This is a genomic window from Streptomyces doebereineriae (genome assembly GCF_031845645.1).
Lineage (GTDB): Bacteria > Actinomycetota > Actinomycetes > Streptomycetales > Streptomycetaceae > Streptomyces > Streptomyces canus.
Window position 1 is genome coordinate 411,174 of sequence record NZ_JAVREZ010000004.1, and the last position, 23,904, is coordinate 435,077.

Consider the following 23,904-nt stretch of genomic DNA (forward strand, 5'->3'; position numbering starts at 1 on the left):
CGGCCACGGGGCTCACAAACGCGCTGAGGGTGCCCTCTGTTGAAGAGGACACCCTCAGCGTGTGTGCGGCTCCCGGAAGGGTTCGTGAGGGGCGTCGGTCAGCCCTCGCTGTACTGGCGCATCCCGGGCACGTGCAGCGTCCCGCCGTACTGGGCCGCCTGCTGGACCGTCACATTGGTGAAGTAGATCAGCGGGATGTTCAGCGGCGGCGGGCTGTCCGGGCTGAACGTGATCGGGATCAGCCCCAGCAGGTTGCCGGAGATGCTCTCGGTGTACATGGTCGTCTTGCCGTCAGTGATCGTGGACGTCGTGCCCTTGCCCGCCTGCACGTGATACGTCTTGCCGCGCTCGGTGACGATCTGGTGCAGGTCACCGATGTCGGTGCCGCCGGAGATGACGTACTTCAGCACCTTCTTGGTCTTGCCGCTCGCGGTCTTGACCTTCACGATGCCCTGGTAGTCGGCGCCCTTGAGCAGCAGCGAACTGGCCTTCAGAGTCCAGGCGTTGTCCGCCACCGTCACACCGGGCTCGGTGTCGCCCACGTCGTCCGTGGCGACCGGGCAGTCCTCCGGGTCCGTGGTGGAGCTCGCCGACGGGCTCGGGGAGGCCGTGGCGTCCGCCGCCGCCTCCTCGGCCGCCTCGGTGGTGTCCTCCACGGCCTTGGTGGTGTCCTCGGCCGCCTTGGACGCCGTGTCGGTGGTGTCCTTCACGGTGTCCTTCACCGTGTCGGTGACCTTCTCGGTCGTCTCCTTGGCGGTGTCCCCGGCGCTGTCGTCCGCGCTCTTGGACGCCGAGGCCGAGGGGGTCGGCGTAGGGCTGGCACTGGACGCATCGCCGGAGCCGCCCGTGAAGATCCCGGTGATCGCGTCGCCGATGTCCGTCAGGAGGTTGCCGTCGTCGCTCGCGGAGGCCGAGGGGGACGCCGTGGCGGTGTCGGAGCTTCCGGAGGAGGAGCTGCTCTCCTCCTTGCTCGCGGAGGCGGACGGCGTGGGGGTGGGCGTGGCCTTGTCGTCGGAACCCGAATCCGTCGAGGAGTCGCCCGAGTTCGAGCCGGAGTCCGATCCCGAGCCGGAGGAGGCCGACGGGGACGGCGTCGCCGTGGCGGAGTCGTCGGAGTCGGGGGACGAGGACGGGCTCGCCGAGGCGGACGGGGACGCACTGTCCAGCGCCGCGATGCAGTCCTTGTACTCGTCGGCCGTCAGGCTCTTCGCGGTCGGCGCGTCGTCGGCCAGCGCGAGCGTCGGCGTGAACCCGATGCCCATGAGGACCGCCGTCGGCATCGCCGCCATGGCTATCGCTTTGCCGGCCGGCATGTGGAACCTGTTGAACAGAGGCTTTTTGGGCGCCGCGTGCCGGGGACCCGTTCTGACCTCCGCCGCGGCCGCGGAGCCCTCGCCATGGAGGTTCTCAGCCGACACGGTACCCCCCGTTCGCGTCGTCGCCGCCGGCCCAGGCGCTCTCGGGCGTCCGGTCCGACGATCCGTCACGACCGGGCTCGGGGGCCTGGTACGGCGCGGGCTCGTCCATCACGGGCCGCAGGATCGCGGTGTCGGGGTCGGCGCCCTGGGGCGCACCGCCCTCCGTCCCGTTCTCGCCCAGCGGCTGCGGCTGGGGCGGCGCTCCGGGCGCCCAGGAGACGGCGAGCGCTCCGCCGACCAGCGCGAACACGAAGCCCAGGATGAAGCCGCCGATGTTCGAGACCACCAGGGACACCAGGGAGAGGACGATCGCGGCGACGCCGGCGAAGATCCGCGTGGCTTGCTGGAACCACATGGTCAGACCCAGCGTGAACAGCAGTACGCCGATGATGAGGGAGCCGGCACCAGCGGTGGTCGCCATGGCGATCGACATGGTGCCCAGCTTGAGGGTGGCGTACGGGAAGTAGGCGATCGGCAGACCGCCGAGCAGCGTGAACAGACCTGCCCAGAACGGGCGGCGGCCTCGCCAGGTACGGAATCGCAGGCGCAACCGGGTGAAGGTCCCGGCGCTCTGGACCGGAGTCTCGGCACTCATGGAAAAAGCTCCCTGGGTCCGGAAGTACATACCGGCTCGGCCGTAGGCGTGGAGAACCGGAAAGTCTGTCTGTGTGCAAGCGGTCCGACGGGGCGCCGGGCCGGCCATGCGGGGCGGAGAAGCAGCTGCCTCCCCGCCCCGGGGCTACTCAGCCGCGCCGAGTCACCCCTGCGGCCTCAGCCGTCAGAAGCACTCCATGGTGGAGCTGGTGCCGAGACGCATCTTCAGGCCGCTGAGCTTGAAGGTGCCGGCCGTGGTGGCCCACGCCGTCTGCTCAACGTCCTTCAGGTCGGCCGAATCGGCCTGCTGGGCGAAGCCGCCCGGCAGGACGTTGTCACCGCTCTTGACCGCGGGGCCCTTGCTCTGGTCCTTGACCGCAACGCCGATGTCGATGTTCTTGAACGTCGCATCGGCGTCGAGCTGAGCGACGTCGATGTAGAGGTTCTCGGCCTCGACCTTGTGGTTGGCGTCCGGACCCGCGTCAAGACGCAGGTAGAACGTCTTGCCTATGAGGGGGATCTCGGTCTTGACCGACTGGCACATGTTCGTGATCTGAGCCGTCTTGAACGACGAGATCGCGACCGGGTGCACGGTCTTGCTCGTACCGTCGGTCGACGTGTAACCGGTGTCGATACCGCCGTACTGGGCGAAGCCCTGGCCCTCGAGGTGGCCGGCCTTCACCTTGAACTCCTGGCCGGACACGCTGAACGACGCGGCGAGCGCACCCTGCGCAAGCCCGACACCCACTGCCGCGGCCGCGGCGACGCTGGGCACCATGACCACAGCGAAGCGCTTCCATCTGGTCCCGCCACGCACCTGGGACTGCATATTTCCTCCTTCTCGGACGTACATCTCCTGACCCTGACTGCCCCTGTCGAAAGGACGGCTCAGCCGGGCAGGGATGGGAGAAGTGCTACGTCCTCGGGAAGGAGAGCGCCTGCCTTCGGAGGCGCGAACCGCGCACCGATCACCGGCGATCACCCCCGAGCGACAACCACTGGTCGCGCCTGACACGCATCACGCACAACCTTGCTGGACAGGCTCCGCCGTGTGGGCGAAGACCCCCCTGTCCAAGAGCCGGCGCACCTGCCGCCGACCCTGCTCGGTGGGGACCCAAGGAATCCCGCCGCCCGACCGGCTGTCGGGGTACGGGAAAGGACCGAGCGTCGCCGATCGTGGTGCATTCTCGCCGCCCGCACAAGGGGCTTCGTTACTCGGTAGTAACGGCCGGATAACCGAACAACGACCCGCTGGTCTCGGTCGGCGACGCTGGGTGGCAACCGGGGGGAGGACAAAGCCGTTGATCGATGGACAGAATCCGACAGATCAACGGCTCTGACTTACTGGAAGTAACAGCGGCCGCGTTTACCAAGTTTTGGCAAAGCGCGGCCGCAGTGACACTCTGACGGCAAATCTTTCACTCCGGCAACACATGCCGTGGTGTTTAGCAACTGGTCAGAACCGGGCTCACGCCCCGCTCGGACCCCCCGCTCAGAACAGGGCGCGGGAGAGCGCCCTGCGGGCCGCCGACACCCGTGGATCGTCGGCGCCGACCACCTCGAAGAGCTCAAGTAGCCGAATCCGTACGGTGTCCCGCTCGTCACCCGCCGTGCGACGCACGGTGTCGATGAGCCGGCCGAACGCGTCCTCGACATGACCGCCGACCAGATCCAGGTCGGCGGCGGCGATCTGCGCCTGTGCGTCACCCGGCTTCTCGGCCGCCTCCTTGCGCGCCTGCTGCGGGTCGAGGCCCTGCACCCGCTGGAGCAACTCGGCCTGGGCGAGCCCCAGTTTGGCCTCGCTGTTGCCGGGGTCGTCACTCAGTACGTTCTTGTACGCCTGGACGGCACCGCCGAAGTCCCCTGCGTCCAGGGCGTGTACGGCGGCTTCGAGGAGTGCGTCGTACGGTCCCGCGGGCACGGCCGCGGGCTGCGGGGCGGCGCCGGGGTCGGCGTCCGGGTCGACCGCGAGACCGGTCAGCCCGAAGCGCTGTTCGGCAACCTGCACCAGCTGGTCCAGGGTCTGCTGGATCTGCTCCTTGCCTGCCGCGCCCTGGAAGAGCGGCAGGGCCTGGCCGGCGACGACGGCGAACACGGCCGGGATGCCCTGCACCCCGAACTGCTGCATCAACATCTGGTTGGCGTCGACGTCGATCTTGGCGAGGAGCAGGCGTCCGTTGTACTCGACGACGAGCTGCTCCAGGACGGGGCTCAGCTGCTTGCAGGGCTCGCACCACTCGGCCCAGAAGTCGATGACGACCGGGACCTCGGTGGACCGCTGCAGGACATCGCGCTCGAAGCCCGCCTCGTCTACGTCGATGACGAGATCGGCCGGGGAGACGGCACCCGGGCCGCCGCCCTGCCGTGCGGCTTCGGCGCGCGCCTGCTCCGCCTTCGCCTTGGCCTCCTGGGCCGCCTTCACCGCGGCGAGGTCGACGACTCCGCTCATGGACATGTTCCGTGGCTGCATGCGTCTATCCTCCCCCGTGGACACGCGTCTGTGAAAAGCGATGTGAAAGCCGGTCGTGCAGCGCGGTCCTGACGCCGGGTCCCCACCCCACGCCGTGCGTACCACCGCTCGCGTACGTCCATCGCGAGCTTTCGCTACGAGTCGTAGCGTAATGGCACCGAGTGCCTGCCCGGTACCCCACCCCGGTGATCTCTCTCACTGCGGCCGAGAACCGCCGGTTATGGTCGGTGGATGCAGAGCCGCACCCCCGCCCCACGCGCCACAGGACGCCCGCGCAGCGCCGCCGCGGACACCGCGATCCTCGCGGCGACGAGGGCGGCGCTGGTGGAGCTGGGCTGGTCGAAGCTCACGCTGGGAGATGTGGCTACCCGTGCGGGGGTCGCGAAAACCACCCTCTACCGCCGCTGGGCCGGCAAGAACGAGCTCGTCGTCGACGCGGTGGCCGAGCTCTTCGACGAGCTGGAGCTCCCCGACAGCGGGACCCTCGCCGCGGACATCGAGGGCGTCGTCCTCCAGTTCGCGGCGATCCTGGCGCGACCGGAGGCCCAGAACGGGCTGATGGCGGTGGTGGCGGAGTCGTGCCGCGACGACGCGTTGCGTGAACGCATCCGGTCGTCGATCGTCGACCGTCAGAAACGTCTGGTCCTCGAGGGCCGGGAACGTGCCCAGGCCCGCGGCGAACTCCCACCGGAGGCGGACCCCTCGGAAGCGGCCCGCACGGTCGACCTGATCTTCGACATGGTGGCGGGTGCGGTGGTCCACCGCACCCTGGTCAGCGCGGAACCGGCGGACGAGGCATGGGTCCACGGCTTCACCCAGGTGCTGTTGACGGGCTTGGCGGGGCCGGCCGTGGAGTGAGGCGCGCGGGTGAGGTCAGAACCCGGCCGGCTCCGTGTACACCCCCCACTCGTCCCGCAGCACCCCGCAGATCTCCCCGAGGGTCGCCTCCGCCCGCACCGCGTCCAGCATCGGCTCGATCATGCTGGACCCCTCGCGGGCGGCAACGAGCATGCCGTCCAGGGCGGTTCGCACCGCGGCCTCGTCCCGGGCGGCCCTACGACCGCTCAGCACCCGCACCTGCTCCCGCTCCACCTCGTGACTCACCCGCAGGATCTCCAGGTCGCCGGTGACCGAGCCATGGTGGACGTTCACCCCCACGACCCTCTTCTCGCCCTTCTCCAGGGCCTGCTGGTACCGGAAGGCCGACTCGGCGATCTCGCCCGTGAACCAGCCGTCCTCGATACCTCGCAGGATGCCGGAGGTGACGGGCCCGATGGGGTGCTGCCCGTCGGGGTGCGCCATGAGCCCGCGCTCCTTGATCTGCTCGAAGATCTTCTCCGCGTCCGCCTCGATCCGGTCCGTCAGCTGCTCGACGAACCACGAACCGCCCAGCGGGTCGGCCACGCTCGCCACCCCGGTCTCCTCCATGAGCACCTGCTGGGTGCGCAGCGCGATCTCCGCGGCCTGCTCGGAGGGGAGCGCGAGCGTCTCGTCCAGCGCGTTGGTGTGCAGGGAGTTGGTCCCGCCCAGGACCGCGGCCAGCGCCTCGACCGCTGTACGCACCACGTTGTTGTACGGCTGCTGCGCGGTCAGCGAGACACCCGCGGTCTGGGTGTGGAACCGCAGCCACTGCGCCTTATCGGAGCGCGCCCCGTACACGTCCCGCATCCACCGCGCCCAAATGCGCCGCGCCGCCCGGAATTTGGCGATCTCCTCGAAGAAGTCGACGTGTGCGTCGAAGAAGAAGGACAGCCCGGGCGCGAACACGTCGACGTCAAGCCCGCGCGACAGCCCCAGCTCCACGTACCCGAACCCGTCCGCGAGCGTGTACGCCAGTTCCTGCGCCGCCGTGGAACCGGCCTCACGGATGTGGTAGCCGGAGACGGACAGCGGCTTGTAGGCGGGGATGCCGGCCGCGCAGTACTCCATCAGGTCGCCGATCAGGCGCAGGTGCGGCTCGGGCTGGAAGAGCCACTCCTTCTGCGCGATGTACTCCTTGAAGATGTCCGTCTGGAGCGTGCCGTTGAGGACGGCGGGATCCACGCCCTGCCGCTCGGCCGCGACCAGGTACATGCAGAAGACGGGGACGGCCGGTCCGCTGATCGTCATCGACGTCGTGACGTCACCCAGCGGAATGTCCTGGAACAGGACCTCCATGTCCGCCGCCGAGTCGATGGCGACCCCGCAGTGCCCGACCTCGCCGAGGGACCGGGGGTCGTCGGAGTCCCGCCCCATCAGCGTGGGCATGTCGAAGGCGACCGACAGGCCGCCGCCTCCGTTGGCGAGGATCTTCTTGTACCGCTCGTTGGTCTGCTCGGCGTTCCCGAACCCGGCGAACTGGCGGATGGTCCACGTCCGCCCCCGGTAGCCCGTCGGATACAGCCCGCGCGTGAAGGGGTACTCCCCCGGCCACCCGATCCGCTCGAAGCCCTCGTACGCGTCCCCCGGCCGTGGCCCGTACACCGGCTCCACGGGATCACCCGAGAGCGTGGCGAAGTCGGCCTCACGCTTACGCGAGGCGTCGTATCGGGCCTGCCAGCGTCGGCGGCCCTCTTCGATGGCGTCAGCGTCCATACCTTCGAAGTTACTAGGACGTCCAAGTAAACGCGAAGGACGACCGCCGTACGCGTGTTGTACGGCGGTGGGGGTTTGGAGCTGCTGCCGCTGGAGTGCGCTCAAGAGCGTTCTGGTGAGCGGGAGTCAGTGCCGCTGGTCTGTGGTGTGTCACGCGCCTCGGTGATGGTGTCTGTTTCAGCGGGGAACTGGCGTTCCCTCATCGAATGCGTGACCTTCACGGGTGGTGCTCGTTTCCCATGGCGACGGGATCTTCGGGTGGGGCCGGGCGGGGGTGACAGAGTGGGTGAGCTGAGGAGCCTCGCCGCGCCGTTCGTCGCCTCCGGTCCCAGTGGTGTGGCCGTCCGGACCCGCCTCAAGCAGCTGACGCCGGACGATGAGAAGGTGCTGCGCCTGGTGGGTGCGCATCTTGGATCACTGGCCTCGAAGGATCTTAAGGCCCGTTGCCGGGGCGGTCTGGAGCATTCCGGTGCGGCGTGGGCGGTGCGTAAGCGGGAGCTGACGCCGCTTGCTTCGTCGCGGTGGGCGGGCAGCATCACCAAAGCCACGCACGACCAGTGGGCGCTGGCCCGGCGTGGTCAGTCGGCGCACATCCAGAACCTGGAAGCGGGCATCCGCACGATCGAGGACCGGCTGTCCCAGCCGATCGGCCACAAGGGGCCCAATGGGGCGCCGGGGGGTTACCGGTCGCGGCGGGAGTGGCATGCGAAGTCCCGGCGGCTGCGGGTACTGGAAGACCGGCTGGCTGCCGCGCGGGCCGACCGCGAGGCAGGCCGGCATCGTGCACGTCGTACGCGGGGGCAAGCGTCTGGCCCGCACCCGCCACCACCTGGAGGCGGCCGGGCTGACCGAGGGCGCATGGCGCGAGCGTTGGGAGGCGGAGCGCTGGTTCTGCCAGGCGGACGGGGAGTCGGGAAAGCGGTATGGCAACGAGACGATCCGCGTCAGCCCCGACGGTGAGGTGAGTATCAAGCTGCCCGCGCCGCTCACCCATCTGGCGAACGCCCCGCACGGACGCTACGTCCTGGCCTGCCGGGTCACGTTCGCGCACCGGGGCACCGAGTGGGCCGACCGCGTCGCGGCCAACCGGGCACTCGCCTACCGCATCCACTACGACGCCGGCCGGGACCGCTGGTACCTGACTGCCTCCTGGCAGATCCCGCTCACCCCCGCTCTCTCGATCGAGGCCGCGCTCGCGCACGGTGTGATCGGCGTCGACATGAATGCGGATCATCTGGCCGCCTGGCGCCTCGACGTCCACGGCAACCCGACCGGCGCCCCGCGCCGCTTCTTCTACGACCTGACCGGCACCGCGCCCCATCGGGACGCCCAGGTCCGCCACGCCCTGACCGGCTTGCTTTACTGGGCCCGCGCTTGCGGTGTGAAGGCGATCGCGGTGGAGGACCTGGACTTCGCCGCCGAGAAGACCCGCGAGAAGCACGGCCGCAAAAGGCGCTTCCGGCAGCTGATCTCCGGCATGCCCACCGGTAAACTCCGCGCCCGATTGTCATCAATGGCCGACCAGACGGGCATCGCGGTCATCGCCGTCGACCCGGCCTACACCAGCCGTTGGGGTGCCCAGCACTGGCAGAAGCACCTCACCACGAAGAACCGTAAGACCACTCGCCACGATGCTGCTGCCGTGGTGATCGGAAGGCGCGCCCAGGGACACCCGATCCGGCGACGGACGGCACCGCCCCCTGCTCACCGGAGTGATGAGCAGGGGCATCGGACCGTCCAGGCCGGATCAGGCGTTCCCGGGCGTGAGGGAACCCGCCCCCGCATCCCCGGACCACGGACACGATCCGTGCCGCCCGGACGCGGAGCGAACGCGGGCAACCAGAACGCCCAACACCGTTTGGGGCGTTCGGCTGAGCACGAGACCTGGCAACAGGACTCACTCCCGCTCAGTCCCTAGGAACGGTTACGCCTTGACGGGTGCGGGGGCCGCTTCGGTGAACTTGCCCTCCAGCTCGCGGCTGATCTTCCGCTCCACGAAGAAGGCGGCCGTCGGAATCGTCCCGGCGAGCAGCACCCACACCTGCTTGAGGATGGGCCACCTCGCCTTGGAACCCAGGTCGAAGGCGAAGACCAGGTAGACCACGTACAGCCAGCCGTGCGCGATGGCGACGACGCGGGTGACGTCCGCGGCACCGTCGATGTCCAGGCCGTACTTGGCGATCATGCTCAGGCACAGCAGGACCAGCAGCACACCGGTGACGTAGGCCAGGACGCGGTAGCGGGTCAGCACGCTCTTTTTCATGCCTACGAGCGTAACCACGCGTTCCGGGCGATCTTCCCGCGGGTCAGTCCTCGTCGAAGTCGTGCGCGGCGACCCTCAGCGGCCGCAGCATCGCGAAGATCTCCGCGCACTCCTCGGCGTCGTACACACCGAGCCCGAAGTCCATCGCCATGAGGTCACGCGTGGCGGCCTCGACGGCCTCGCGGCCCTTGTCGGTGATGGAGGCGAGGGTGCCGCGGCCGTCGTTGGGGTTCGGGCGCTTGTCGACCAGACCGGACCTGACCAGGCGGTCCACGGTGTTGGTGACCGACGTGGGATGCACCATCAGCCGCTCACCGATCTTCGACATCGGCAGCTCGCCGGCCTTGGAGAAGTTGAGCAGCACCAGCGCCTCGTACCGCGCGAACGTCAGCCCGTACGGCTTGACCACGGCGTCGACCTCAGCGAGCAGGATCTGGTGCGCACGCATGATGGAGGTGATCGCCGCCATGGACGGCACGTTTCCCCAGCGCTGCTTCCAGAGTTCGTCGGCGCGGGCGATGGGGTCGAAGGGAAGACTGAGCGGCTTCGGCACGGCAACGACCTTACCGGCCGGTCACATCGTGGTCAGCACCGTCTCGCCCTTCAGACGAAAGCCCCACCGCACCCGCACCGGCCCGACAACCGCTACACCCTCGGCGTCCCGGTCACCGACATCACCAGGGAGTACAGAGATGTCGTGGCCGCGATGAACATCCGGTTCCCCTTCGGCCCGCCGAACGTCACGTTGGCCACCGGCTCCGGGACGCGGATGCGGCCGATCAGTGTGCCGTCGGGGTCGTAGCAGTGGATGCCGTCGGCCAGGGCGGCGGCCCACAGGCGGCCCTCGTCGTCGAAGCGGATGTTGTCGAAGTGGACGCCCTCGCGGGCCTCGGCGAATACCTTGCCGCCCGAGAGCGTGCCGTCGGCGTGGATGTCGTACTCATGGATCCGGGCCGCCCGCGAGTCGGAGACGTACAGCCGCTGCTCGTCGGAGGACAGGATCACCCCGTTGGGCCCGTCCAGCCCGTCCGCGGCAAGAGACACGTCACCCGTGGCCGGATCGATCCGGTACACATGGCACGCGCCGATCTCGGACTCGGCCCGGTGCCCCTCGTAGTCGCTGAGGATGCCGAAGTCCGGGTCGGAGAACCAGATCGTGCCGTCGGAGCGTACGGCGGAGTCGTTCGGGCTGTTCAGGCACTTGCCCTGGTAGCGCTCGGCCAGCACGGTCACCGTGCCGTCGGGCTCGGTGCGGGTGACGCGGCGGTTGCCCTGTTCGCAGCTGACGAGGCGGCCCTGGCCGTCGACGGTGTTGCCGTTGGTGTTGCCTGCCGGGGTGCGGAAGACGCCGACCGTGCCGGTGGCCTCGTCCCAGCGCAGGAGGCGGTCGTTCGGGATGTCGCTCCAGATCAGCTGGCGCCAGGCGGGCAGGTACAGGGGTCCCTCGGCCCAGCGACAGCCGTCGTACAGGATCTCCAGCCTGCTGTCGCCGTTGGTACAGGGCCGGAAGCGGTCGTCCAGGGTCTCGTAGAGGCTGTCTGAGCCGGGCACGGTGTCCTCCTCGGGTCGGGGGGTGGGACGGGGTCAGCGGCGGCCGGTCCTGCGCAGGTGGTGGCGCACCGCGCGCTGGGCGACCGGGCCCAGGTCCTCCAGCGCGGCGACGAGCACGCCGAGTTGCTCCAGGGCGTCCAGGGCCGCGGTGGCGCCGGACGCGTCGACCCCTTCGTACAGCTCGATGCCCACGAAGGAGGCGGCCACCGCACGGGCCAGGCCCGCGGGGTCGGCGAACTCACCGAAGGGCGTGGCCGCGAGGACCCTGGTGAGGACCTTCTCGATCTCGGCGATCCACAGCTCCAGGCCCGCCGCGGTGGCCGGGCCGAGGGTCGCGTGGGTCTGGGCGCCGGCCAGCAGCTGGCCGAGGAGTGCCACATGGCCTCCGGCGCGCTCCTCCTCGTGGATCTGCCGTCCCACCGCGAGGAGTTCGGACAGCGAGGTCACGGCGGCCATCCGTTCCCGGTAGCGGGCCACCGCGCGCTCCGCGCCGTAGCGGCAGGCCGCCGCGAGGAGTTCGTCGACCGAGCCGAAGTGGTAGAAGACCAGGGCCTGGTTGACCCCGGCGGCCGCCGCGACCGTGCGGGCGGACGTCTTGGCGATGCCCTGTTCGGTGAGGGTGCGCAGGGCACCTTCCAAAAGTTTGGTCTTGGTCTCCAGGGACTTGGCGGACTCTGGGCTCATGCGCGAGCCTCCTCGCGCACGGGGCGCAGGCCGGGGCGGACCCCGCGGGCCGTGATGTCGCTGTACGTCGCCTCGAAGGAGCCCTCGTAGCCGAAGAGCGGGCCGAAGTACCGGTTGACGACCCGGACCCCGATGCGGAAACGGCCTGCCTCCTCGTCGTACGACTCCCGCACCTCCGCCGTCGCGCCGATCAGCTCGGGCACCCGGACGTCCACCACGCCCTCCCGGAACCGGTGCTCCCCGGAGCGGATCAGCAGCGAGCCGTCGGGCTCGGCGTGGAAGTGGAGCTCGCTGGCCAGGTGCTGGTGGGTGCCGAGGTAGTCGAGGATGCGGTCGCCCTTGGGGCTCAGCACCATCTGGGCGTCGAAGCGGCGGGGGCGGCCGGGCAGGTGGAAGGTGCGCACGAAGGTCACCGTCTCACGGCCGTAGGTGTCCGCGTAGGGCACGTTCTCGATCACGAACGGCACGTTGCGCCCCGGTCTCGGCACCAGGATGTTGCGGGTCGTACCGAGGGCCAGGAAAGGCTTCACGAAAGCCCCGCCGTGCCAGACGCGGTCCATCACACCCCGGCCGGTGCACGCCTCACCGGTCGTCAGGCCGACCGAGAAGCGGCGCTGGAGCTGGGGGTGCAGGCGGTCGAAGTCGGCGCCCATCACCGTGCAGAACATCGAGGTCATCGCGGAGTCTCCAGGGTACGAAGGACGCGCGGCGCACGCACGCGGGTGGCGGGCCGGCGCAGACAGCGGCGCGCGGCCGGGGTGCCGGGCAGGGGTGACGTGAACAGGGCCAGCGAGATGACGACGGCGAGGAGAAGTGGCGAGACGTAGGCCATCGACGCCGCCAGGGGGCCGAAGAGGTGCAGGAAGCGCTCCAGGCCGAGTCCGGTGGCGCCGACGATCACGACGAGGGCGCGGACAAGGAGCTCGGCGAGCCAGTTCCGCAGCGCGCGCTCCGGGGTGATCCCGCGCTCCAGCCACAGGCGCAGCCGGTCGAAGGACCAGGCCGTCGCCCAGCCGATCAGGGGGCGGAAGAGCAGCCGGTCGGCCACGGCGCCGACGCGGCCCCAGCGCGGGCGGTAGTCGTATCCGGTGAGGAAGGTGACGCCGTCGCCGTCCGGGAGGTAGCGCCAGTAGCCGCTGCCCTCCGCCAGGAGCGAGAGCGGGTGCGGGGAGGAGAAGCGCAGGGCGGAGGTGCGGGTGCCGTCGGGGCGTTCCCGCTCCCCCGCGGAGACTCCGGTGCCGGCGACGGTGAGACCGGGCAGCACCCGGGTGGCGTACCGGAAGCGCTGTGGCTCGCCCTCCGCGCGCGGGAGATAGGTGATCCGGGTGAAGCGGAGGTCCCAGCGCTGGTGCTGGGACGGTTCCTGTGTCCGGGTCCAGAGATCGTCGAGATCGGCGCGGATGCGTGCCTCGATGTAGAGCCCCATTGATTCCCCCAGGGTGAGCTCGTTATTTGAGCGACTGCTCAACACTCCGGGGAGGAACGTACACGTTTTTGAGCGATCGCTCAAATGGGAGGTGCGAGAAAACCCCGGCCCGCGCGGGCCGGGGTTCGTGCGTCGCGGTGAGACCCGCTCAGTCGGCGAGGTGCCGCTCCACCGTCTCCACCTTGGAGGTCAGACCGTCCGTCACTCCGGGGCGGATGTCCGCCTTGAGCACCAGCGAGACGCGCGGCGCCCGCGCCTCCACGGCGGCCACGGCCCGCTTGACGACCTCCATGACCTCGTCCCACTCGCCCTCGATCGAGGTGAACATGGCGTCGGTGCGGTTCGGCAGCCCCGACTCACGGACGACCCGCACCGCGTCGGCGACGTACTCCCCCACGTCCTCACCGACCCCCAGCGGGGTCACGGAGAAGGCGACGATCATGCGCCCACGACCCCTTCCTTGCGGGCGCGCGAGGCGATGACCGCGTCCTCGGCCTCGCGCTTGAGCCTGCGCTCGGCGAAGAAGCCGCCGGTGGGCAGCACGGAGAGCACGAAGTACCAGATGCCCGTCTTCGCGGACCACTTGGTGCGGTTCCAGGCGTCGAACCAGAAGATCACGTACAGGATGAACAGGACGCCGTGGATCATGCCCATGGGTCGCACGGCGTCGAAGTCCGTGGTCCGCTTCAGCACCGAGCAGACGAGCAGGATCAGGAACGAGATCGCCTCGGGAGCGGAGACCAGGCGGAGGCGTCGGATGGCGGAGGCTGTCTTGAGGTCCACGGGTCACCTTCGGTGGGAGGTACGTCGACAGTTTGTGAACGCAGGCACAAGCGTCCGCCCATTGTGACAAACGGTTCCGGGGAGCCGGGGCATGGGGTCCGACTGCGGGTCCGTCGTGCTGATCGCGCAGTTCCCCGCGCCCCTGGGTCGGACAGGTGCAGGCACGTGCAGACGCGTACCCGACCCCCAACGCACCCGCACACGCTACACAAGCCCCCACCGGGGCCGCAGCTGCGCCGCAGGCATTCAGGGGCGCGGGGAACTGCGCACAACGCCCGCCCCCACCCAGCCGCACCCGCACAGGCCGCCGGCAGGCACCCCGCGCCCTAAGGGACCACTCAGGGTGCGACTCCACCCGCAGGACCTGTCGGCGCGGGCTCGCGCCAGCTACCTTCACTCCGTGGCGATGTTCCGACTTCAAGGCAGCAAGGTGCTCGCCGTCGACATGACCGGGGACGCCGTGAAGGCGAAGAACGGCTCGATGGTCGCGTACGACGGGCAGATGGCGTTCAAGAAGATGAGCGGCGGTGGTGAGGGGATCCGGGGGATGGTGACCCGGCGGATCACCGGCGAGCAGATGACCGTGATGGAGGTGTCGGGGCACGGGACGTGCTGGTTCGCGGACCGGGCCTCGGAGATCAACCTCGTCGGCCTCCAGGGGGACAAGCTGTACGTGGAGTCGAGCAATCTGCTCGCGACCGACGGCGGACTCAGGACCGGCACCAGCTTCACCGGCCTGCGCGGGGCCTCACAGGGCAACGGCCTGTTCACGACCACGGTCGAGGGGCACGGCCAGGCCGCGATCATGTCGGACGGCCCGGCGGTCGTCCTGCGGGTCAGCCGCCAGTACCCGCTGACCGTCGACCCCGGCGCCTACATCGCCCACCAGGGCAACCTCAGCCAGTCCTTCCAGTCCGGTGTGACGTTCCGCACGTTCATGGGTGAGGGCGGCGGCGAGGCCTTCCAGATCCGCTTCGAGGGTGACGGCCTGGTGTACGTCCAGCCCAGCGAGCGGAACACGATCGCGGGGGATGTGTGACATGCCCTTCAGCGAGATCAACTCCAAGATGATCGAGGCGACCGTCCGGCCGGGCCAGCGGCTGTTCAGCCAGCGCGGCGCGATGCTGGCGTACAAGGGCGAGGTGTCCTTCACTCCGAACCTCCAGGGCGGCCAGGGCGGCGTCATGTCGATGATCGGCCGCCGCGTGGCCAACGAGGACACGCCCCTGATGACCGTCGAGGGCAGTGGCACCGTCCTGTTCGGGCACGGCGGCCACCACGTCCAGATCATCAACCTCACCGGCGACACCCTGTACGTCGAGGCGGACCGCCTGCTCGCCTTCGAGGGCACCCTGCAGCAGGGCACCATGTTCATGGGCTCGCAGGGCGGCGTCATGGGCATGGTGCGCGGCCAGATCAGCGGCCAGGGCCTCTTCACGACCACGCTCAAGGGACACGGCTCGGTGGCCGTCATGGCCCACGGCGGGGTCTTCGAGGTCCCCGTCACCCCGCAGCGCCCGGTCCACGTCGACCCGCAGGCCTACGTCGCCCACCACGGCGACGTCCGCAACAAACTGTCGACGGCGCTCGGCTGGCGCGACATGGTGGGCCGCGGCTCCGGCGAGGCCTTCCAACTGGAACTCAGTGGGAACGGCGTGGTGTACGTCCAGGCCTCGGAGGAGAAGCTGTGAGCCACTACCCGGGCGCTGGCCCCACCGTGTACGACCCCATGACGCTGCCCTCGGACGACAACGTCAACAACTACACCTTCTGCGTGGAGCTCAAGGGGAGCCAGTGGTTCCTGCAGAAGGGGAAGATGATCGCCTACTACGGCCAGATGGATTTCAACGGCATCGGACACGGCGGCCTCGACGGTCTCATCCGTACGTCCTTCCATTCGCCTCTGCACGCAAGCGACTGGGTCGTGGCGCAGGGTTCGGGCAAGATGCTCCTCGCCGACCGGGCCTTCGACGTGAACTCCTACGACCTCGACAACGGCAACCTGACCATTCGCTCGGGCAACCTGCTCGCTTTTCAGCCAAGTCTCGCGTTGAAGCAGTCGATCGTGCCGGGCTTCCTGACTCTCATCGGAACCGGAAAGTTCGTGGCCGCCTCCAACGGGCCGGTGGTGTTCATGGAGCCCCCGATCCGGGTGGACCCGCAAGCGCTTGTGGGCTGGGCGGACTGCCCCTCGCCCTGCCACCACTACGACCACGGCTACATGACGGGTCTGATGGGCGGTCTACGTGCGATGACGGGCCTCGGCGGAGCCTCCGGGGAAGAGCACCAGTTCGAGTTCGTGGGGGCCGGCACCGTACTGCTCCAGTCGACGGAGGTTCTGATGGCCGAGCAGGCCGTCGGAGCGACTCCGCAGCAGGCCGGAGTACCCGGCGGCCATGGGGCACCCACAGGCCATCCACAGCAGCCGGGGGCACCGCGCCTTCCCGGACAGCTGGGGGACCTCCAGCGTCGCTTCGGGCTGTGAGCGGTAGTCTGCGGAGTGTGACATCGAACGCGTGCGCACAGTCACACCACCCTCATTAGTTCGCCTTTCAACCTTTTAGGTAGACTTCATTCATGGAGACCGAGACGGCCACGCGCTGGCTGACCGATGCGGAGCAGTGCGCCTGGCGCACCCACCTGGAGGTCAACAGGCTGTTGACGTATCAGCTCGAGAGGGACCTTCAGCCGTTCGGCCTGACGATGAACGACTACGAGATCCTGGTCAATCTCTCCGAGTCGGAGGGCGTACGGATGCGGATGAGCGATCTCGCCTCCGCCACCCTCCAGTCCAAGAGCCGGCTCTCGCACCAGATCACCCGCATGGAGAACGCGGACCTGGTCCGGCGCGAGAACTGCGAGTCCGACCGCCGCGGCCTGTACGCGGTCCTGACCGAGCACGGCATGGAGACGATGAAGAAGGTCGCGCCCCATCATGTGGCGTCTGTGCGGAGGCACTTCATCGACCTCGTGCCGGCTGAGTCCCTGACAGAACTGGACAAGGCCCTCAAGCCGATCGCGGAGCATCTGCGGGGGCATCGAGGGCGTCCCTGACACCGGGGCCCTTTCAGGCGATCGGCAGGCGGAGTTCGAACAGAGCTCCGCCTGTCGGCGCGTCCCGCACCGTCAGCGTCCCACCATGCCGAGCGGCGACATCACGGGCGATGGCGAGTCCGAGCCCGGCGCCGCCGTCGTCCCGCGCCCGCGCCTCGTCCAACCGAACGAACCGCTCGAAGATCCGCTCCCGGTCGCCCGCCGGCACCCCGTCGCCGTCGTCGCCGACCTCGACCACGGCATTCCGGTCACCGTCCCGTCGTACCGTCACCACCACCGCCGACCGCGCGTGCCGTTCCGCGTTGTCCAGCAGATTGTCGAGCACGCGCTCCAACTGCCCCCGGGACCCCGTCACTTCGACGGCGTCCGCCCGTACCGTCACCCCCGCCCGCCCGGCGATCCGCTCCCGGGCCAGCGCCGCCAGCTCGACCCGGGCGCCGGCGCCCCGCTCCCCCGCGTCCAGGCGGGCCAGCAACAGCAGGTCCGCCGCGAGGTGTTGCAGTCGTACCGTGTCCTCGACCGCCCCTTCCAGGTCCAGCAACTCGGGATGCGCGGCGGCCACTTCGAGCTGGGTGCGCAGTGAGGCGATCGGGCTGCGCAGCTCGTGCGAGGCGTCGGCGACGAACCGGCGCTGGCGTTCGACGGAGGTCTCCAGCGCGGCCAGCGTCTCGTTGGTGGTGCGGGCGAGGCGGGCCACCTCGTCGTGGGTGTCCGGCACCGGGACGCGGCGGGCGAGGTCCTCGGAGGCGGTGATCGCGGCCATCTCGGCACGGATGCCCTCGACCGGCCGCAGCGCACGCCGGGTGACCAGCCAGGTCACCGCGGCGACGACGCCGAGCAGCAGCGGGAACCCGACCAGCATGACGGTCTGGGCGGTGCCCACCGCGCTCTGTTCGGGGTTGAGGGAGGCGCCGGCGTACACGGTGAGTGTGCCCTTGCCGGGAACCTCGACCTCCACGGCGGCGAACCGGTAGTCGGCGGACTCACCGTCGATCGTGGCGGAGCCGTTCGTCAGCCCGACGCCGTCGGCGATCTCTCCGGGCTCGAGGACGGACTCGTCGTCCCCTGCCGAGTCGTCGTCGGAGTCCTCCGGGTCGCCGGATGCGCTCGTGCCCCCGGTACCGCCGGTACCGGCCGCGGGCGGCTGCGGCTTCACCTCGGCAGTGCGGGTGCCGCTGATCCCTTCCAGGTGCTCGGTGGCCGCGACCAGGGTGTCGTGCTCGTCGACGACCTGGACCGGCTCGTCGTCGTCCAGTTCCAGGCTCGTGTACGGCGTCCCGCCCGAAAGGTCGGCGGCGACGTTCCGCGCGGCCCGCTCGGCCTGCGTGCCCGCCTGGTCGATGAGGTTGGAACGCAGGGACAGCAGCACGGCGGCCCCGGCCGCGACCAGCGCCACGGCGACGACGAGGGTGGCGCCGAGCGTGGCCCGGGACCGGACCGAGCCGAACAGCCGCCTCATCTGCCGGCCTCCAGCCGGTACCCGGCACCGCGGACCGTGTGGATGAGGCCCGCGTCCAGCTTGCGGCGCAGGGTGCTGACGTACACCTCGACGATGTTGGGGTCGCCGTCGTACGCGAAGTCCCAGACATGTTCCAGGATCTGCGCCTTGGAGACCACCTCGCCGGCCCGCACCGCGAGTTGCTCCAGGACCGAGAACTCCTTGGCGGTGAGGGTGACCTCGTCGCCGTCGAGGAAGATCCGGCGGGCGGCGGTGTCGATCCTCAGCCCACCGAGTTCGAGCACCGGCGACGCCCCGGCGCCCTGCCCGCGTCGACGCAGCAGTGCCTTGATCCGGGCGACCAGGACGACGTAGGAGAAGGGCTTGGTCAGATAGTCGTCGGCGCCGGTGTCCAGCCCCTCGGCCTCGTCGTACTCGCCGTCCTTGGCGGTGAGCATCAGGATCGGCACCTCGTGGCCCGCGGCCCGCAGGGCGGCGCAGACCCGGTAGCCGTTGAGGCCGGGCAGCATGATGTCGAGGATCACCAGGTCGTACGACCCCTCGGTGGCCCGGTGCAGCCCCTCCCGGCCGTCGTGGACGACATCGACGGCGTAGCCCTCGGCGGTGAGGCCCTTGGCGAGGGACAGGGCGAGTCGCTTTTCGTCCTCGACGATCAACAGGCGCATGCGCACAGGGTGGCAAAGCGAACCTGAAGACGCCTTCAGGGGGCTTCAGGTCCCGTTCAGCTCCCCTCCGGCAGCGTGGTTGTCGTCGAAAGCGAACGAAGCAGAACGGCTCTGGAGGAATCCTCATGAAGCGCAACATCGTCATCGCCACCCTCACCGCCGCCGCGCTGGCAACCGGCGGCACCGTCGCGGCCTTCGCCGCGGGCGACGACGAGGCGACGGCGACGCAGCGCCAGACCAACACGAGCGCCCAGGCGGCCTCGGACCGCGACGACGCCGACGACTCCGCGGACGACCGGGACGACGACGCCACCGAGGACCGTACGGCGGTCCGTGGCGCCGACGTCACCGCGGCCGAGGCGATCGCGGCCGCCCTGAAGCACACGCCGGGCACCGCCGTCTCGGCCGACCTGGACGACGACGGCGCCGACGCGTGGAAGGTGAGCGTCGTCAAGGGCAACGGCACCGAGTACGACGTACGGATCGCCCCCGACTCCGGCAAGGTCCTCGGCGCCCAGCGTGACACCGACGACGACCACGACGGCGACGACCGTGCCGAACTCGCCGCGGTGAAGGGCGCGAAGACGGACGCCCGTGAGGCCGCGCTGGCCGCCGCGCACAAGGGCACGGTGACCGAGGTCGGCATCGACGACGACAACGGCACCGTGGCCTGGTCGGCGGAGACCGTGAAGGGCAACAGCCACGGCGAGTGGAACGTCGCCCTCGACACGGGCAAGGTCACCCAGGACCGCGACGACGACGGCGACGACGCCTGACCCAGCCGTCACGCGACAGGCGTGGCCTCCCGATCCGTACCACCGCGAAGGGCGCCCCTCCCCCGGGCGCCCTTCGTCATGACCAGCACCGCCGTCACGGCGACCACCCCGCCCGTCAGCGCGAAACACACGGCCACCGGCAACTGTCCCGCCAGGGCTCCCGCCACGGCCGTTCCGCCCGTACTCCCGGCGTTGACGGCCGTGTTGACCCACGCGCCGGCCTGCGTGCGGGACTCGGGGGCGACCGCCGCGTCGGCGATGAGATACGCGGTGGTGATGGCCGGTGACACGAAGAACCCGGCGCCCGCCATGACCAGGGCGAGCGTGCCGAGGCCCGGCGCGAGCCCGGCGCCGACGAGCGCGAGGCCCAGGCAGGCCGTCAGCAGCGCCAGCCGGGTCCGGGCGGGCGTCCGCCAGTTCACCGCGCCGTTGAGCATCCCGCCGACCGCGCTTCCGGCCGACAGCGCGGCGAGCACCCAGGCCACGCTCGCGCCGCCGTGCTGATGCCGCTCGGCGAACACGACGACGAGCAGGTCGAGGACACCGAGCGCGAGGCCCACGGCCGCGGCGGCCACGACGGGACGGTGGACCCGGCGCAGTACGCGCCGGCCGCCGCTGGCCCGTCGTGGAGAAGAACCCGCCGGCCGCACGGCCCGTACCGCGGGTGACCGTACGAAGCCGGTCGTCCCCGCCACCATCAGGGCGGCGCCGACGACGATCCCCACGGCCGGCGCGGCGGCCCCGACGAGGACGCCCACCAGCAGCGGGCCCGACACGAAGAGCAGTTCCTCGGCCACCCCGTCGAGGCTGTACGCCCGTTGGAGCAGCGCCTTGTCGTCCTGGGCGAGCCGGGCCCACACGGTCCGCATGGTGGGTCCGAGCGGCGGGACGCAGGCTCCCGCGAGGGCGGTGAGGGTGCCGAGGAGGACAGGGGGTGCGCCGGGGCGCCAGAGGGCCGCGGTGAGCAGGGCGAGCAGCAGGACGTAGGCCGAGAGCAGGGGGACGAGCGCCCGCGGCGGCCCGAAGCGGTCGATCAGGGCGGCCCGCGCGGGCGCCAGGAAGACGACGGTGGCACCGAAGAGCGCCATCACGGCACCCGCCACCGCGTACGAGCCCGAGGCGCGGGTCACGGCGAGCATCACCGACAGCGGGACGACGCCGTACGACAGCCTGCCGAGCAGGGCGGTGGCGAAGGTGCGGCGGGCATACGGAATGCGCAGCACCTGCGCATAGGACGCAGACATGGGTGCGTTCCTCGAAGGAGGCGTGGGAGGGGACACCGAGGAGCCACGGGAGCCGTGTGCTCGAACCGTGGCTCGGTGCGGCCCTACGCCAAGGAGAGGAACATGACGGTCAACGTATCAGGGGGCTCAGCCCCGGGTCAGGCCTTCCACCAACTCGTCCGCCGCGCGGTAGGGGTCCAGTTCGCCGGCGACGATCCTCTCCGCGAGCGCGTCCAGGCGCCGGTCGCCCCTGAGGTCGCCGATGCGTTCGCGCAGGGCGGTGACGGCGATGGTCTCGACCTCGTGGGCGGCGCGGGCGCGGCGGCGCTCGGCGAGAACACCGTGCTCCTCCATCCAGGCGCGGTGCTTCTCCAAGGCTTCCACGACCTCGTCGATGCCCTCGGCGCGGGCGGCGACCGTCTTGACGATCGGCGGGCGCCAGTCGCCGGGGCCGCGGGACTCGCCCAGGCCCAGCATGTGATTGAGCTCGCGGGCGGTCGCGTCGGCGCCGTCACGGTCGGCCTTGTTGACGACGTACACGTCGCCGATCTCCAGGATTCCGGCCTTGGCGGCCTGGATGCCGTCACCCATCCCGGGGGCCAGCAGCACCACGGACGTGTCCGCCTGGGCGGCGATCTCCACCTCGGACTGGCCGACGCCGACCGTCTCGACCAGGACCACGTCGCAGCCGGCCGCGTCCAGGACCCGGATGGCCTGCGGGGCGGCCCAGGCCAGACCGCCGAGGTGGCCGCGGGTCGCCATCGAGCGGATGTAGACGCCGGGGTCGGAGGCGTGCTCCGACATGCGCACCCGGTCGCCGAGCAGGGCACCGCCGGAGAACGGCGAGGACGGGTCGACGGCCAGGACGCCGACCCGTCTGCCCTGCTTGCGGTAGGCGGTCACGAGAGCCGAGGTGGACGTCGACTTGCCCACCCCCGGCGAGCCCGTCAGGCCCACCACGTAGGCGTTGCCCGTGAGCGGGGCGAGCGTCGCCATGACCTCCCTGAGCTGCGGGGACGCCCCCTCCACGAGGGAGATCAGCCGGGCCACGGCCCGCGGGCGGCCCTCCCTGGCCTGGGCCACCAGGGTGGAGACGTCCTGCATCACAGCTCCGTTCGCCTGAAAACGCGCTTCGCCCGAAACCTACGGGGACTCAGGCCTTGGGTACCCGCACGACGAGCGCGTCACCCTGACCGCCGCCACCGCACAGCGCGGCCGCGCCGACACCGCCGCCGCGCCGCTTGAGCTCCAGGGCGAGGTGCAGGACGAGCCGGGCGCCGGACATGCCGATGGGGTGGCCCAGGGCGATCGCGCCACCGTTGACGTTCACCCGATCCGTGGAAACACCGAGGTCCTTCATTGACTGGACGGCCACCGCGGCGAAGGCCTCGTTGATCTCGATGAGATCCAGGTCGGAGACCTCCAGGCCCTCCTTCTTGAGGGCGTGCAGGATCGCGTTGGACGGCTGGGACTGCAGGGAGTTGTCCGGGCCGGCCACATTGCCGTGGGCGCCGATCTCGGCGATCCACTCGAGGCCGAGCTCCTGCGCCTTGGCCTTGCTCATCACGACCACGGCCGCCGCACCGTCCGAGATCTGCGAGGAGGTACCGGCGGTGATGGTGCCGTCCTTGGTGAACGCGGGGCGCAGCTTGCCCAGGGACTCGGCCGTGGTGTCGGCGCGGATGCCCTCGTCCTTGCTGAAGACGACCGGCTCGCCCTTGCGCTGCGGGATCTCGACCGGGGTGATCTCGGCCTCGAAGATGCCGTTCTTCTGTGCGGCGGCGGCCCGCTGGTGGGACAGGGCGGCGATCTCGTCCTGCGCGGGGCGCTGGATGCCGAGGCGGGTGTTGTGCGTCTCGGTCGACTGGCCCATGGGGATGTTCTCCCAGGGGTCGGTGAGGCCGTCGTGGGCCATCGCGTCGAGCATCTCGATCGCGCCGTACTTGAAGCCCTCGCGGGACTTCGGGAGCAGGTGGGGGGCGTTGGTCATGGACTCCTGGCCGCCCGCGACGATCACGTCGAACTCGCCGGCGCGGATCAGCTGGTCGGCCAGCGCGATCGCGTCGAGGCCCGAGAGGCACACCTTGTTGATGGTCAGCGCCGGGACGTTCATCGGGATGCCGGCCTTGACCGCGGCCTGGCGGGCCGGGATCTGACCGGCGCCGGCCTGGAGGACCTGGCCCATGATGACGTACTGCACCTGGTCGCCACCGATCCCCGCACGGTCGAGGGCGGCCTTGATCGCGAAGCCGCCGAGGTCGGCTCCGGAGAAGGACTTCAGCGAGCCCAGCAACCGCCCCATGGGCGTACGGGCGCCCGCGACGATCACCGAGGTCGTGCTGTTCGATCCAGACATGAGCTGCGATCCCCTTACCGGCTGCACTGCCGAGGAGTGAACGAGGGTTTACTTAAAATGTACTGAGTGGCACTCCGTGCCGTCATCGCCCCGTCGGTGTGATCGCGCGCACGTTGCGTAACCATCCGGGGAGCGCTGCACTAACAACATGCTGACGCGAATCGACCACATCGGGATCGCCTGCTTCGACCTCGACAAGACCGTCGAGTTCTACCGGGCCACCTACGGCTTCGAGGTGTTCCACTCCGAGGTCAACGAGGAGCAGGGCGTGCGCGAGGCCATGCTCAAGATCAACGAAACCTCCGACGGCGGCGCCTCCTACCTGCAACTTCTGGAGCCGACCCGCCCCGACTCGACCGTCGCCAAGTGGCTGGACAAGAACGGCGAGGGTGTCCACCACATCGCCTTCGGTACGGCGGACGTGGACGCGGAGGCCGCGGACATCAAGGACAAGGGCGTACGCGTCCTGTACGAGGAGCCCCGACGCGGCTCCATGGGGTCACGGATCACCTTCCTGCACCCAAAGGATTGCCACGGCGTACTGACAGAACTGGTCACTTCGGCGCCTGTTGAGTCACCTGAGCACTGACCCTCGTACATATGGGCCG

Annotated in this window: 25 protein-coding genes and 1 pseudogene; 8 read left to right on the forward strand and 18 right to left on the reverse strand. The window is 70.0% G+C overall.

Going from position 1 to position 23,904, the window contains the following annotated elements:
• Nucleotides 1-98: 98 nt before the first annotated feature.
• The 4 genes from RNB18_RS14740 to RNB18_RS14755 all read right to left on the reverse strand — a co-directional run bounded on the left by RNB18_RS14740 (nt 99) and on the right by RNB18_RS14755 (nt 4,482).
• The gene (locus RNB18_RS14740; RefSeq protein WP_394817616.1) at nt 99-1,418 is read right to left on the reverse strand and encodes a hypothetical protein; all 1,320 of its coding nucleotides are present in this window, start codon (nt 1,416-1,418) and stop codon (nt 99-101) included.
• Complete coding sequence (locus RNB18_RS14745; protein WP_311714543.1) at nt 1,408-2,013, reverse strand: DUF6114 domain-containing protein; 606 nt, start codon at nt 2,011-2,013, stop codon at nt 1,408-1,410. The genes RNB18_RS14740 and RNB18_RS14745 overlap by 11 nt, the downstream gene beginning before the upstream one ends.
• A gap of 183 nt (nt 2,014-2,196) precedes the next feature.
• On the reverse strand, nt 2,197-2,841 hold the full coding sequence (locus RNB18_RS14750) for a DUF6230 family protein (protein WP_311714544.1): 645 nt from the start codon (nt 2,839-2,841) through the stop codon (nt 2,197-2,199).
• 663 nt (nt 2,842-3,504) lie between these two features.
• Complete coding sequence (locus RNB18_RS14755) at nt 3,505-4,482, reverse strand: tetratricopeptide repeat protein (RefSeq protein ID WP_311714545.1); 978 nt, start codon at nt 4,480-4,482, stop codon at nt 3,505-3,507.
• Between the two features lie 231 nt (nt 4,483-4,713).
• On the opposite strand from RNB18_RS14755, the gene RNB18_RS14760 reads away from it, so the two are divergent.
• Nucleotides 4,714-5,340, forward strand: coding sequence for a TetR/AcrR family transcriptional regulator (locus RNB18_RS14760; protein ID WP_311714546.1), 627 nt, complete (start codon nt 4,714-4,716; stop codon nt 5,338-5,340).
• Between the two features lie 15 nt (nt 5,341-5,355).
• On the opposite strand, the gene RNB18_RS14765 is transcribed toward RNB18_RS14760, so the two are convergent.
• Entirely contained in the window at nt 5,356-7,056 is a 1,701-nt protein-coding gene (locus tag RNB18_RS14765; protein WP_311714547.1) for an acyl-CoA mutase large subunit family protein, read from the reverse strand.
• A 282-nt stretch (nt 7,057-7,338) separates the two neighbouring features.
• Here RNB18_RS14765 and RNB18_RS14770 point away from each other — a divergent pair.
• A pseudogene (locus RNB18_RS14770) lies at nt 7,339-8,974 on the forward strand (IS200/IS605 family accessory protein TnpB-related protein).
• Between the two features lie 6 nt (nt 8,975-8,980).
• Here the strand turns inward: RNB18_RS14770 and RNB18_RS14775 are convergent.
• The 8 genes from RNB18_RS14775 to RNB18_RS14810 form a co-directional block, all read right to left on the reverse strand.
• Nucleotides 8,981-9,319: a DUF3817 domain-containing protein gene (locus RNB18_RS14775; protein ID WP_069765595.1), complete on the reverse strand. Its 339-nt coding sequence runs from the start codon at nt 9,317-9,319 to the stop codon at nt 8,981-8,983.
• A 43-nt stretch (nt 9,320-9,362) separates the two neighbouring features.
• On the reverse strand, nt 9,363-9,872 hold the full coding sequence (locus tag RNB18_RS14780; protein ID WP_069765594.1) for a MarR family winged helix-turn-helix transcriptional regulator: 510 nt from the start codon (nt 9,870-9,872) through the stop codon (nt 9,363-9,365).
• A gap of 92 nt (nt 9,873-9,964) precedes the next feature.
• Nucleotides 9,965-10,870, reverse strand: coding sequence for an SMP-30/gluconolactonase/LRE family protein (locus RNB18_RS14785; protein WP_311714548.1), 906 nt, complete (start codon nt 10,868-10,870; stop codon nt 9,965-9,967).
• Between the two features lie 33 nt (nt 10,871-10,903).
• The gene (locus tag RNB18_RS14790; protein ID WP_311714549.1) at nt 10,904-11,554 is read right to left on the reverse strand and encodes a TetR/AcrR family transcriptional regulator; all 651 of its coding nucleotides are present in this window, start codon (nt 11,552-11,554) and stop codon (nt 10,904-10,906) included.
• The gene (locus tag RNB18_RS14795) at nt 11,551-12,231 is read right to left on the reverse strand and encodes a DUF4166 domain-containing protein (RefSeq protein ID WP_311714550.1); all 681 of its coding nucleotides are present in this window, start codon (nt 12,229-12,231) and stop codon (nt 11,551-11,553) included. The genes RNB18_RS14790 and RNB18_RS14795 overlap by 4 nt, the downstream gene beginning before the upstream one ends.
• Nucleotides 12,228-12,980: a hypothetical protein gene (locus RNB18_RS14800; RefSeq protein WP_311714551.1), complete on the reverse strand. Its 753-nt coding sequence runs from the start codon at nt 12,978-12,980 to the stop codon at nt 12,228-12,230. Before RNB18_RS14800 ends, RNB18_RS14795 begins: the two co-directional genes overlap by 4 nt.
• Nucleotides 12,981-13,128: 148 nt before the next feature.
• Complete coding sequence (locus tag RNB18_RS14805) at nt 13,129-13,422, reverse strand: MTH1187 family thiamine-binding protein (protein WP_057612050.1); 294 nt, start codon at nt 13,420-13,422, stop codon at nt 13,129-13,131.
• The gene (locus tag RNB18_RS14810) at nt 13,419-13,763 is read right to left on the reverse strand and encodes a DUF3817 domain-containing protein (RefSeq protein WP_311714552.1); all 345 of its coding nucleotides are present in this window, start codon (nt 13,761-13,763) and stop codon (nt 13,419-13,421) included. Before RNB18_RS14810 ends, RNB18_RS14805 begins: the two co-directional genes overlap by 4 nt.
• A gap of 406 nt (nt 13,764-14,169) precedes the next feature.
• On the opposite strand from RNB18_RS14810, the gene RNB18_RS14815 reads away from it, so the two are divergent.
• The 4 genes from RNB18_RS14815 to RNB18_RS14830 all read left to right on the forward strand — a co-directional run bounded on the left by RNB18_RS14815 (nt 14,170) and on the right by RNB18_RS14830 (nt 16,817).
• Nucleotides 14,170-14,802, forward strand: coding sequence for an AIM24 family protein (locus RNB18_RS14815; protein WP_311714770.1), 633 nt, complete (start codon nt 14,170-14,172; stop codon nt 14,800-14,802).
• A 1-nt stretch (nt 14,803) separates the two neighbouring features.
• Nucleotides 14,804-15,454, forward strand: a complete 651-nt coding sequence (locus RNB18_RS14820) for an AIM24 family protein (RefSeq protein WP_311714553.1) — start codon at nt 14,804-14,806, stop codon at nt 15,452-15,454.
• Nucleotides 15,451-16,248: an AIM24 family protein gene (locus tag RNB18_RS14825; protein WP_311714554.1), complete on the forward strand. Its 798-nt coding sequence runs from the start codon at nt 15,451-15,453 to the stop codon at nt 16,246-16,248. The genes RNB18_RS14820 and RNB18_RS14825 overlap by 4 nt, the downstream gene beginning before the upstream one ends.
• Before the next feature lie 92 nt (nt 16,249-16,340).
• Nucleotides 16,341-16,817: a MarR family winged helix-turn-helix transcriptional regulator gene (locus tag RNB18_RS14830; protein ID WP_311714555.1), complete on the forward strand. Its 477-nt coding sequence runs from the start codon at nt 16,341-16,343 to the stop codon at nt 16,815-16,817.
• 13 nt (nt 16,818-16,830) lie between these two features.
• Here the strand turns inward: RNB18_RS14830 and RNB18_RS14835 are convergent, their stop codons facing one another.
• Both RNB18_RS14835 and RNB18_RS14840 read right to left on the reverse strand, forming a co-directional pair.
• Nucleotides 16,831-18,276, reverse strand: coding sequence for a sensor histidine kinase (locus RNB18_RS14835; protein ID WP_311714556.1), 1,446 nt, complete (start codon nt 18,274-18,276; stop codon nt 16,831-16,833).
• Nucleotides 18,273-18,941: a response regulator transcription factor gene (locus RNB18_RS14840; RefSeq protein WP_311714557.1), complete on the reverse strand. Its 669-nt coding sequence runs from the start codon at nt 18,939-18,941 to the stop codon at nt 18,273-18,275. The genes RNB18_RS14835 and RNB18_RS14840 overlap by 4 nt, the downstream gene beginning before the upstream one ends.
• 125 nt (nt 18,942-19,066) lie before the next feature.
• Between RNB18_RS14840 and RNB18_RS14845 the strand changes: the two genes are divergently transcribed.
• A complete protein-coding gene (locus RNB18_RS14845) occupies nt 19,067-19,717 on the forward strand; it encodes a PepSY domain-containing protein (RefSeq protein WP_311714558.1) in 651 nt (216 codons plus the stop codon).
• 8 nt (nt 19,718-19,725) lie between these two features.
• Here the strand turns inward: RNB18_RS14845 and RNB18_RS14850 are convergent, their stop codons facing one another.
• From RNB18_RS14850 to RNB18_RS14860, 3 genes are all read right to left on the reverse strand, one after another.
• Complete coding sequence (locus RNB18_RS14850; RefSeq protein ID WP_311714559.1) at nt 19,726-20,961, reverse strand: MFS transporter; 1,236 nt, start codon at nt 20,959-20,961, stop codon at nt 19,726-19,728.
• Between the two features lie 126 nt (nt 20,962-21,087).
• Nucleotides 21,088-22,044: a methylmalonyl Co-A mutase-associated GTPase MeaB gene (gene meaB, locus RNB18_RS14855; RefSeq protein WP_311714560.1), complete on the reverse strand. Its 957-nt coding sequence runs from the start codon at nt 22,042-22,044 to the stop codon at nt 21,088-21,090.
• A gap of 49 nt (nt 22,045-22,093) precedes the next feature.
• Nucleotides 22,094-23,296, reverse strand: coding sequence for an acetyl-CoA C-acetyltransferase (locus RNB18_RS14860; protein ID WP_266559491.1), 1,203 nt, complete (start codon nt 23,294-23,296; stop codon nt 22,094-22,096).
• A gap of 148 nt (nt 23,297-23,444) precedes the next feature.
• Here RNB18_RS14860 and mce point away from each other — a divergent pair, with 148 nt between their 5' ends.
• A complete protein-coding gene (mce, locus tag RNB18_RS14865; protein ID WP_020136539.1) occupies nt 23,445-23,885 on the forward strand; it encodes a methylmalonyl-CoA epimerase in 441 nt (146 codons plus the stop codon).
• Nucleotides 23,886-23,904 lie beyond the last annotated feature (19 nt).

What these genes read in the sequence shown, in the direction of transcription:
- RNB18_RS14860 (WP_266559491.1), bottom strand. Translation starts at nt 23,296, where the DNA reads ATGTCTGGATCGAACAGCACGACCTCGGTGATCGTCGCGGGCGCCCGT.
- RNB18_RS14830 (WP_311714555.1), top strand. Translation starts at nt 16,341, where the DNA reads ATGGAGACCGAGACGGCCACGCGCTGGCTGACCGATGCGGAGCAGTGC.
- RNB18_RS14805 (WP_057612050.1), bottom strand. Translation starts at nt 13,422, where the DNA reads ATGATCGTCGCCTTCTCCGTGACCCCGCTGGGGGTCGGTGAGGACGTG.
- RNB18_RS14815 (WP_311714770.1), top strand. Translation starts at nt 14,170, where the DNA reads ATGTTCCGACTTCAAGGCAGCAAGGTGCTCGCCGTCGACATGACCGGG.
- RNB18_RS14755 (WP_311714545.1), bottom strand. Translation starts at nt 4,482, where the DNA reads ATGCAGCCACGGAACATGTCCATGAGCGGAGTCGTCGACCTCGCCGCG.
- RNB18_RS14840 (WP_311714557.1), bottom strand. Translation starts at nt 18,941, where the DNA reads ATGCGCCTGTTGATCGTCGAGGACGAAAAGCGACTCGCCCTGTCCCTC.
- RNB18_RS14765 (WP_311714547.1), bottom strand. Translation starts at nt 7,056, where the DNA reads ATGGACGCTGACGCCATCGAAGAGGGCCGCCGACGCTGGCAGGCCCGA.
- RNB18_RS14760 (WP_311714546.1), top strand. Translation starts at nt 4,714, where the DNA reads ATGCAGAGCCGCACCCCCGCCCCACGCGCCACAGGACGCCCGCGCAGC.
- RNB18_RS14800 (WP_311714551.1), bottom strand. Translation starts at nt 12,980, where the DNA reads ATGGGGCTCTACATCGAGGCACGCATCCGCGCCGATCTCGACGATCTC.
- RNB18_RS14795 (WP_311714550.1), bottom strand. Translation starts at nt 12,231, where the DNA reads ATGACCTCGATGTTCTGCACGGTGATGGGCGCCGACTTCGACCGCCTG.
- RNB18_RS14750 (WP_311714544.1), bottom strand. Translation starts at nt 2,841, where the DNA reads ATGCAGTCCCAGGTGCGTGGCGGGACCAGATGGAAGCGCTTCGCTGTG.
- mce (WP_020136539.1), top strand. Translation starts at nt 23,445, where the DNA reads ATGCTGACGCGAATCGACCACATCGGGATCGCCTGCTTCGACCTCGAC.
- RNB18_RS14745 (WP_311714543.1), bottom strand. Translation starts at nt 2,013, where the DNA reads ATGAGTGCCGAGACTCCGGTCCAGAGCGCCGGGACCTTCACCCGGTTG.
- RNB18_RS14850 (WP_311714559.1), bottom strand. Translation starts at nt 20,961, where the DNA reads ATGTCTGCGTCCTATGCGCAGGTGCTGCGCATTCCGTATGCCCGCCGC.
- RNB18_RS14845 (WP_311714558.1), top strand. Translation starts at nt 19,067, where the DNA reads ATGAAGCGCAACATCGTCATCGCCACCCTCACCGCCGCCGCGCTGGCA.
- RNB18_RS14775 (WP_069765595.1), bottom strand. Translation starts at nt 9,319, where the DNA reads ATGAAAAAGAGCGTGCTGACCCGCTACCGCGTCCTGGCCTACGTCACC.
- meaB (WP_311714560.1), bottom strand. Translation starts at nt 22,044, where the DNA reads ATGCAGGACGTCTCCACCCTGGTGGCCCAGGCCAGGGAGGGCCGCCCG.
- RNB18_RS14820 (WP_311714553.1), top strand. Translation starts at nt 14,804, where the DNA reads ATGCCCTTCAGCGAGATCAACTCCAAGATGATCGAGGCGACCGTCCGG.
- RNB18_RS14835 (WP_311714556.1), bottom strand. Translation starts at nt 18,276, where the DNA reads ATGAGGCGGCTGTTCGGCTCGGTCCGGTCCCGGGCCACGCTCGGCGCC.
- RNB18_RS14790 (WP_311714549.1), bottom strand. Translation starts at nt 11,554, where the DNA reads ATGAGCCCAGAGTCCGCCAAGTCCCTGGAGACCAAGACCAAACTTTTG.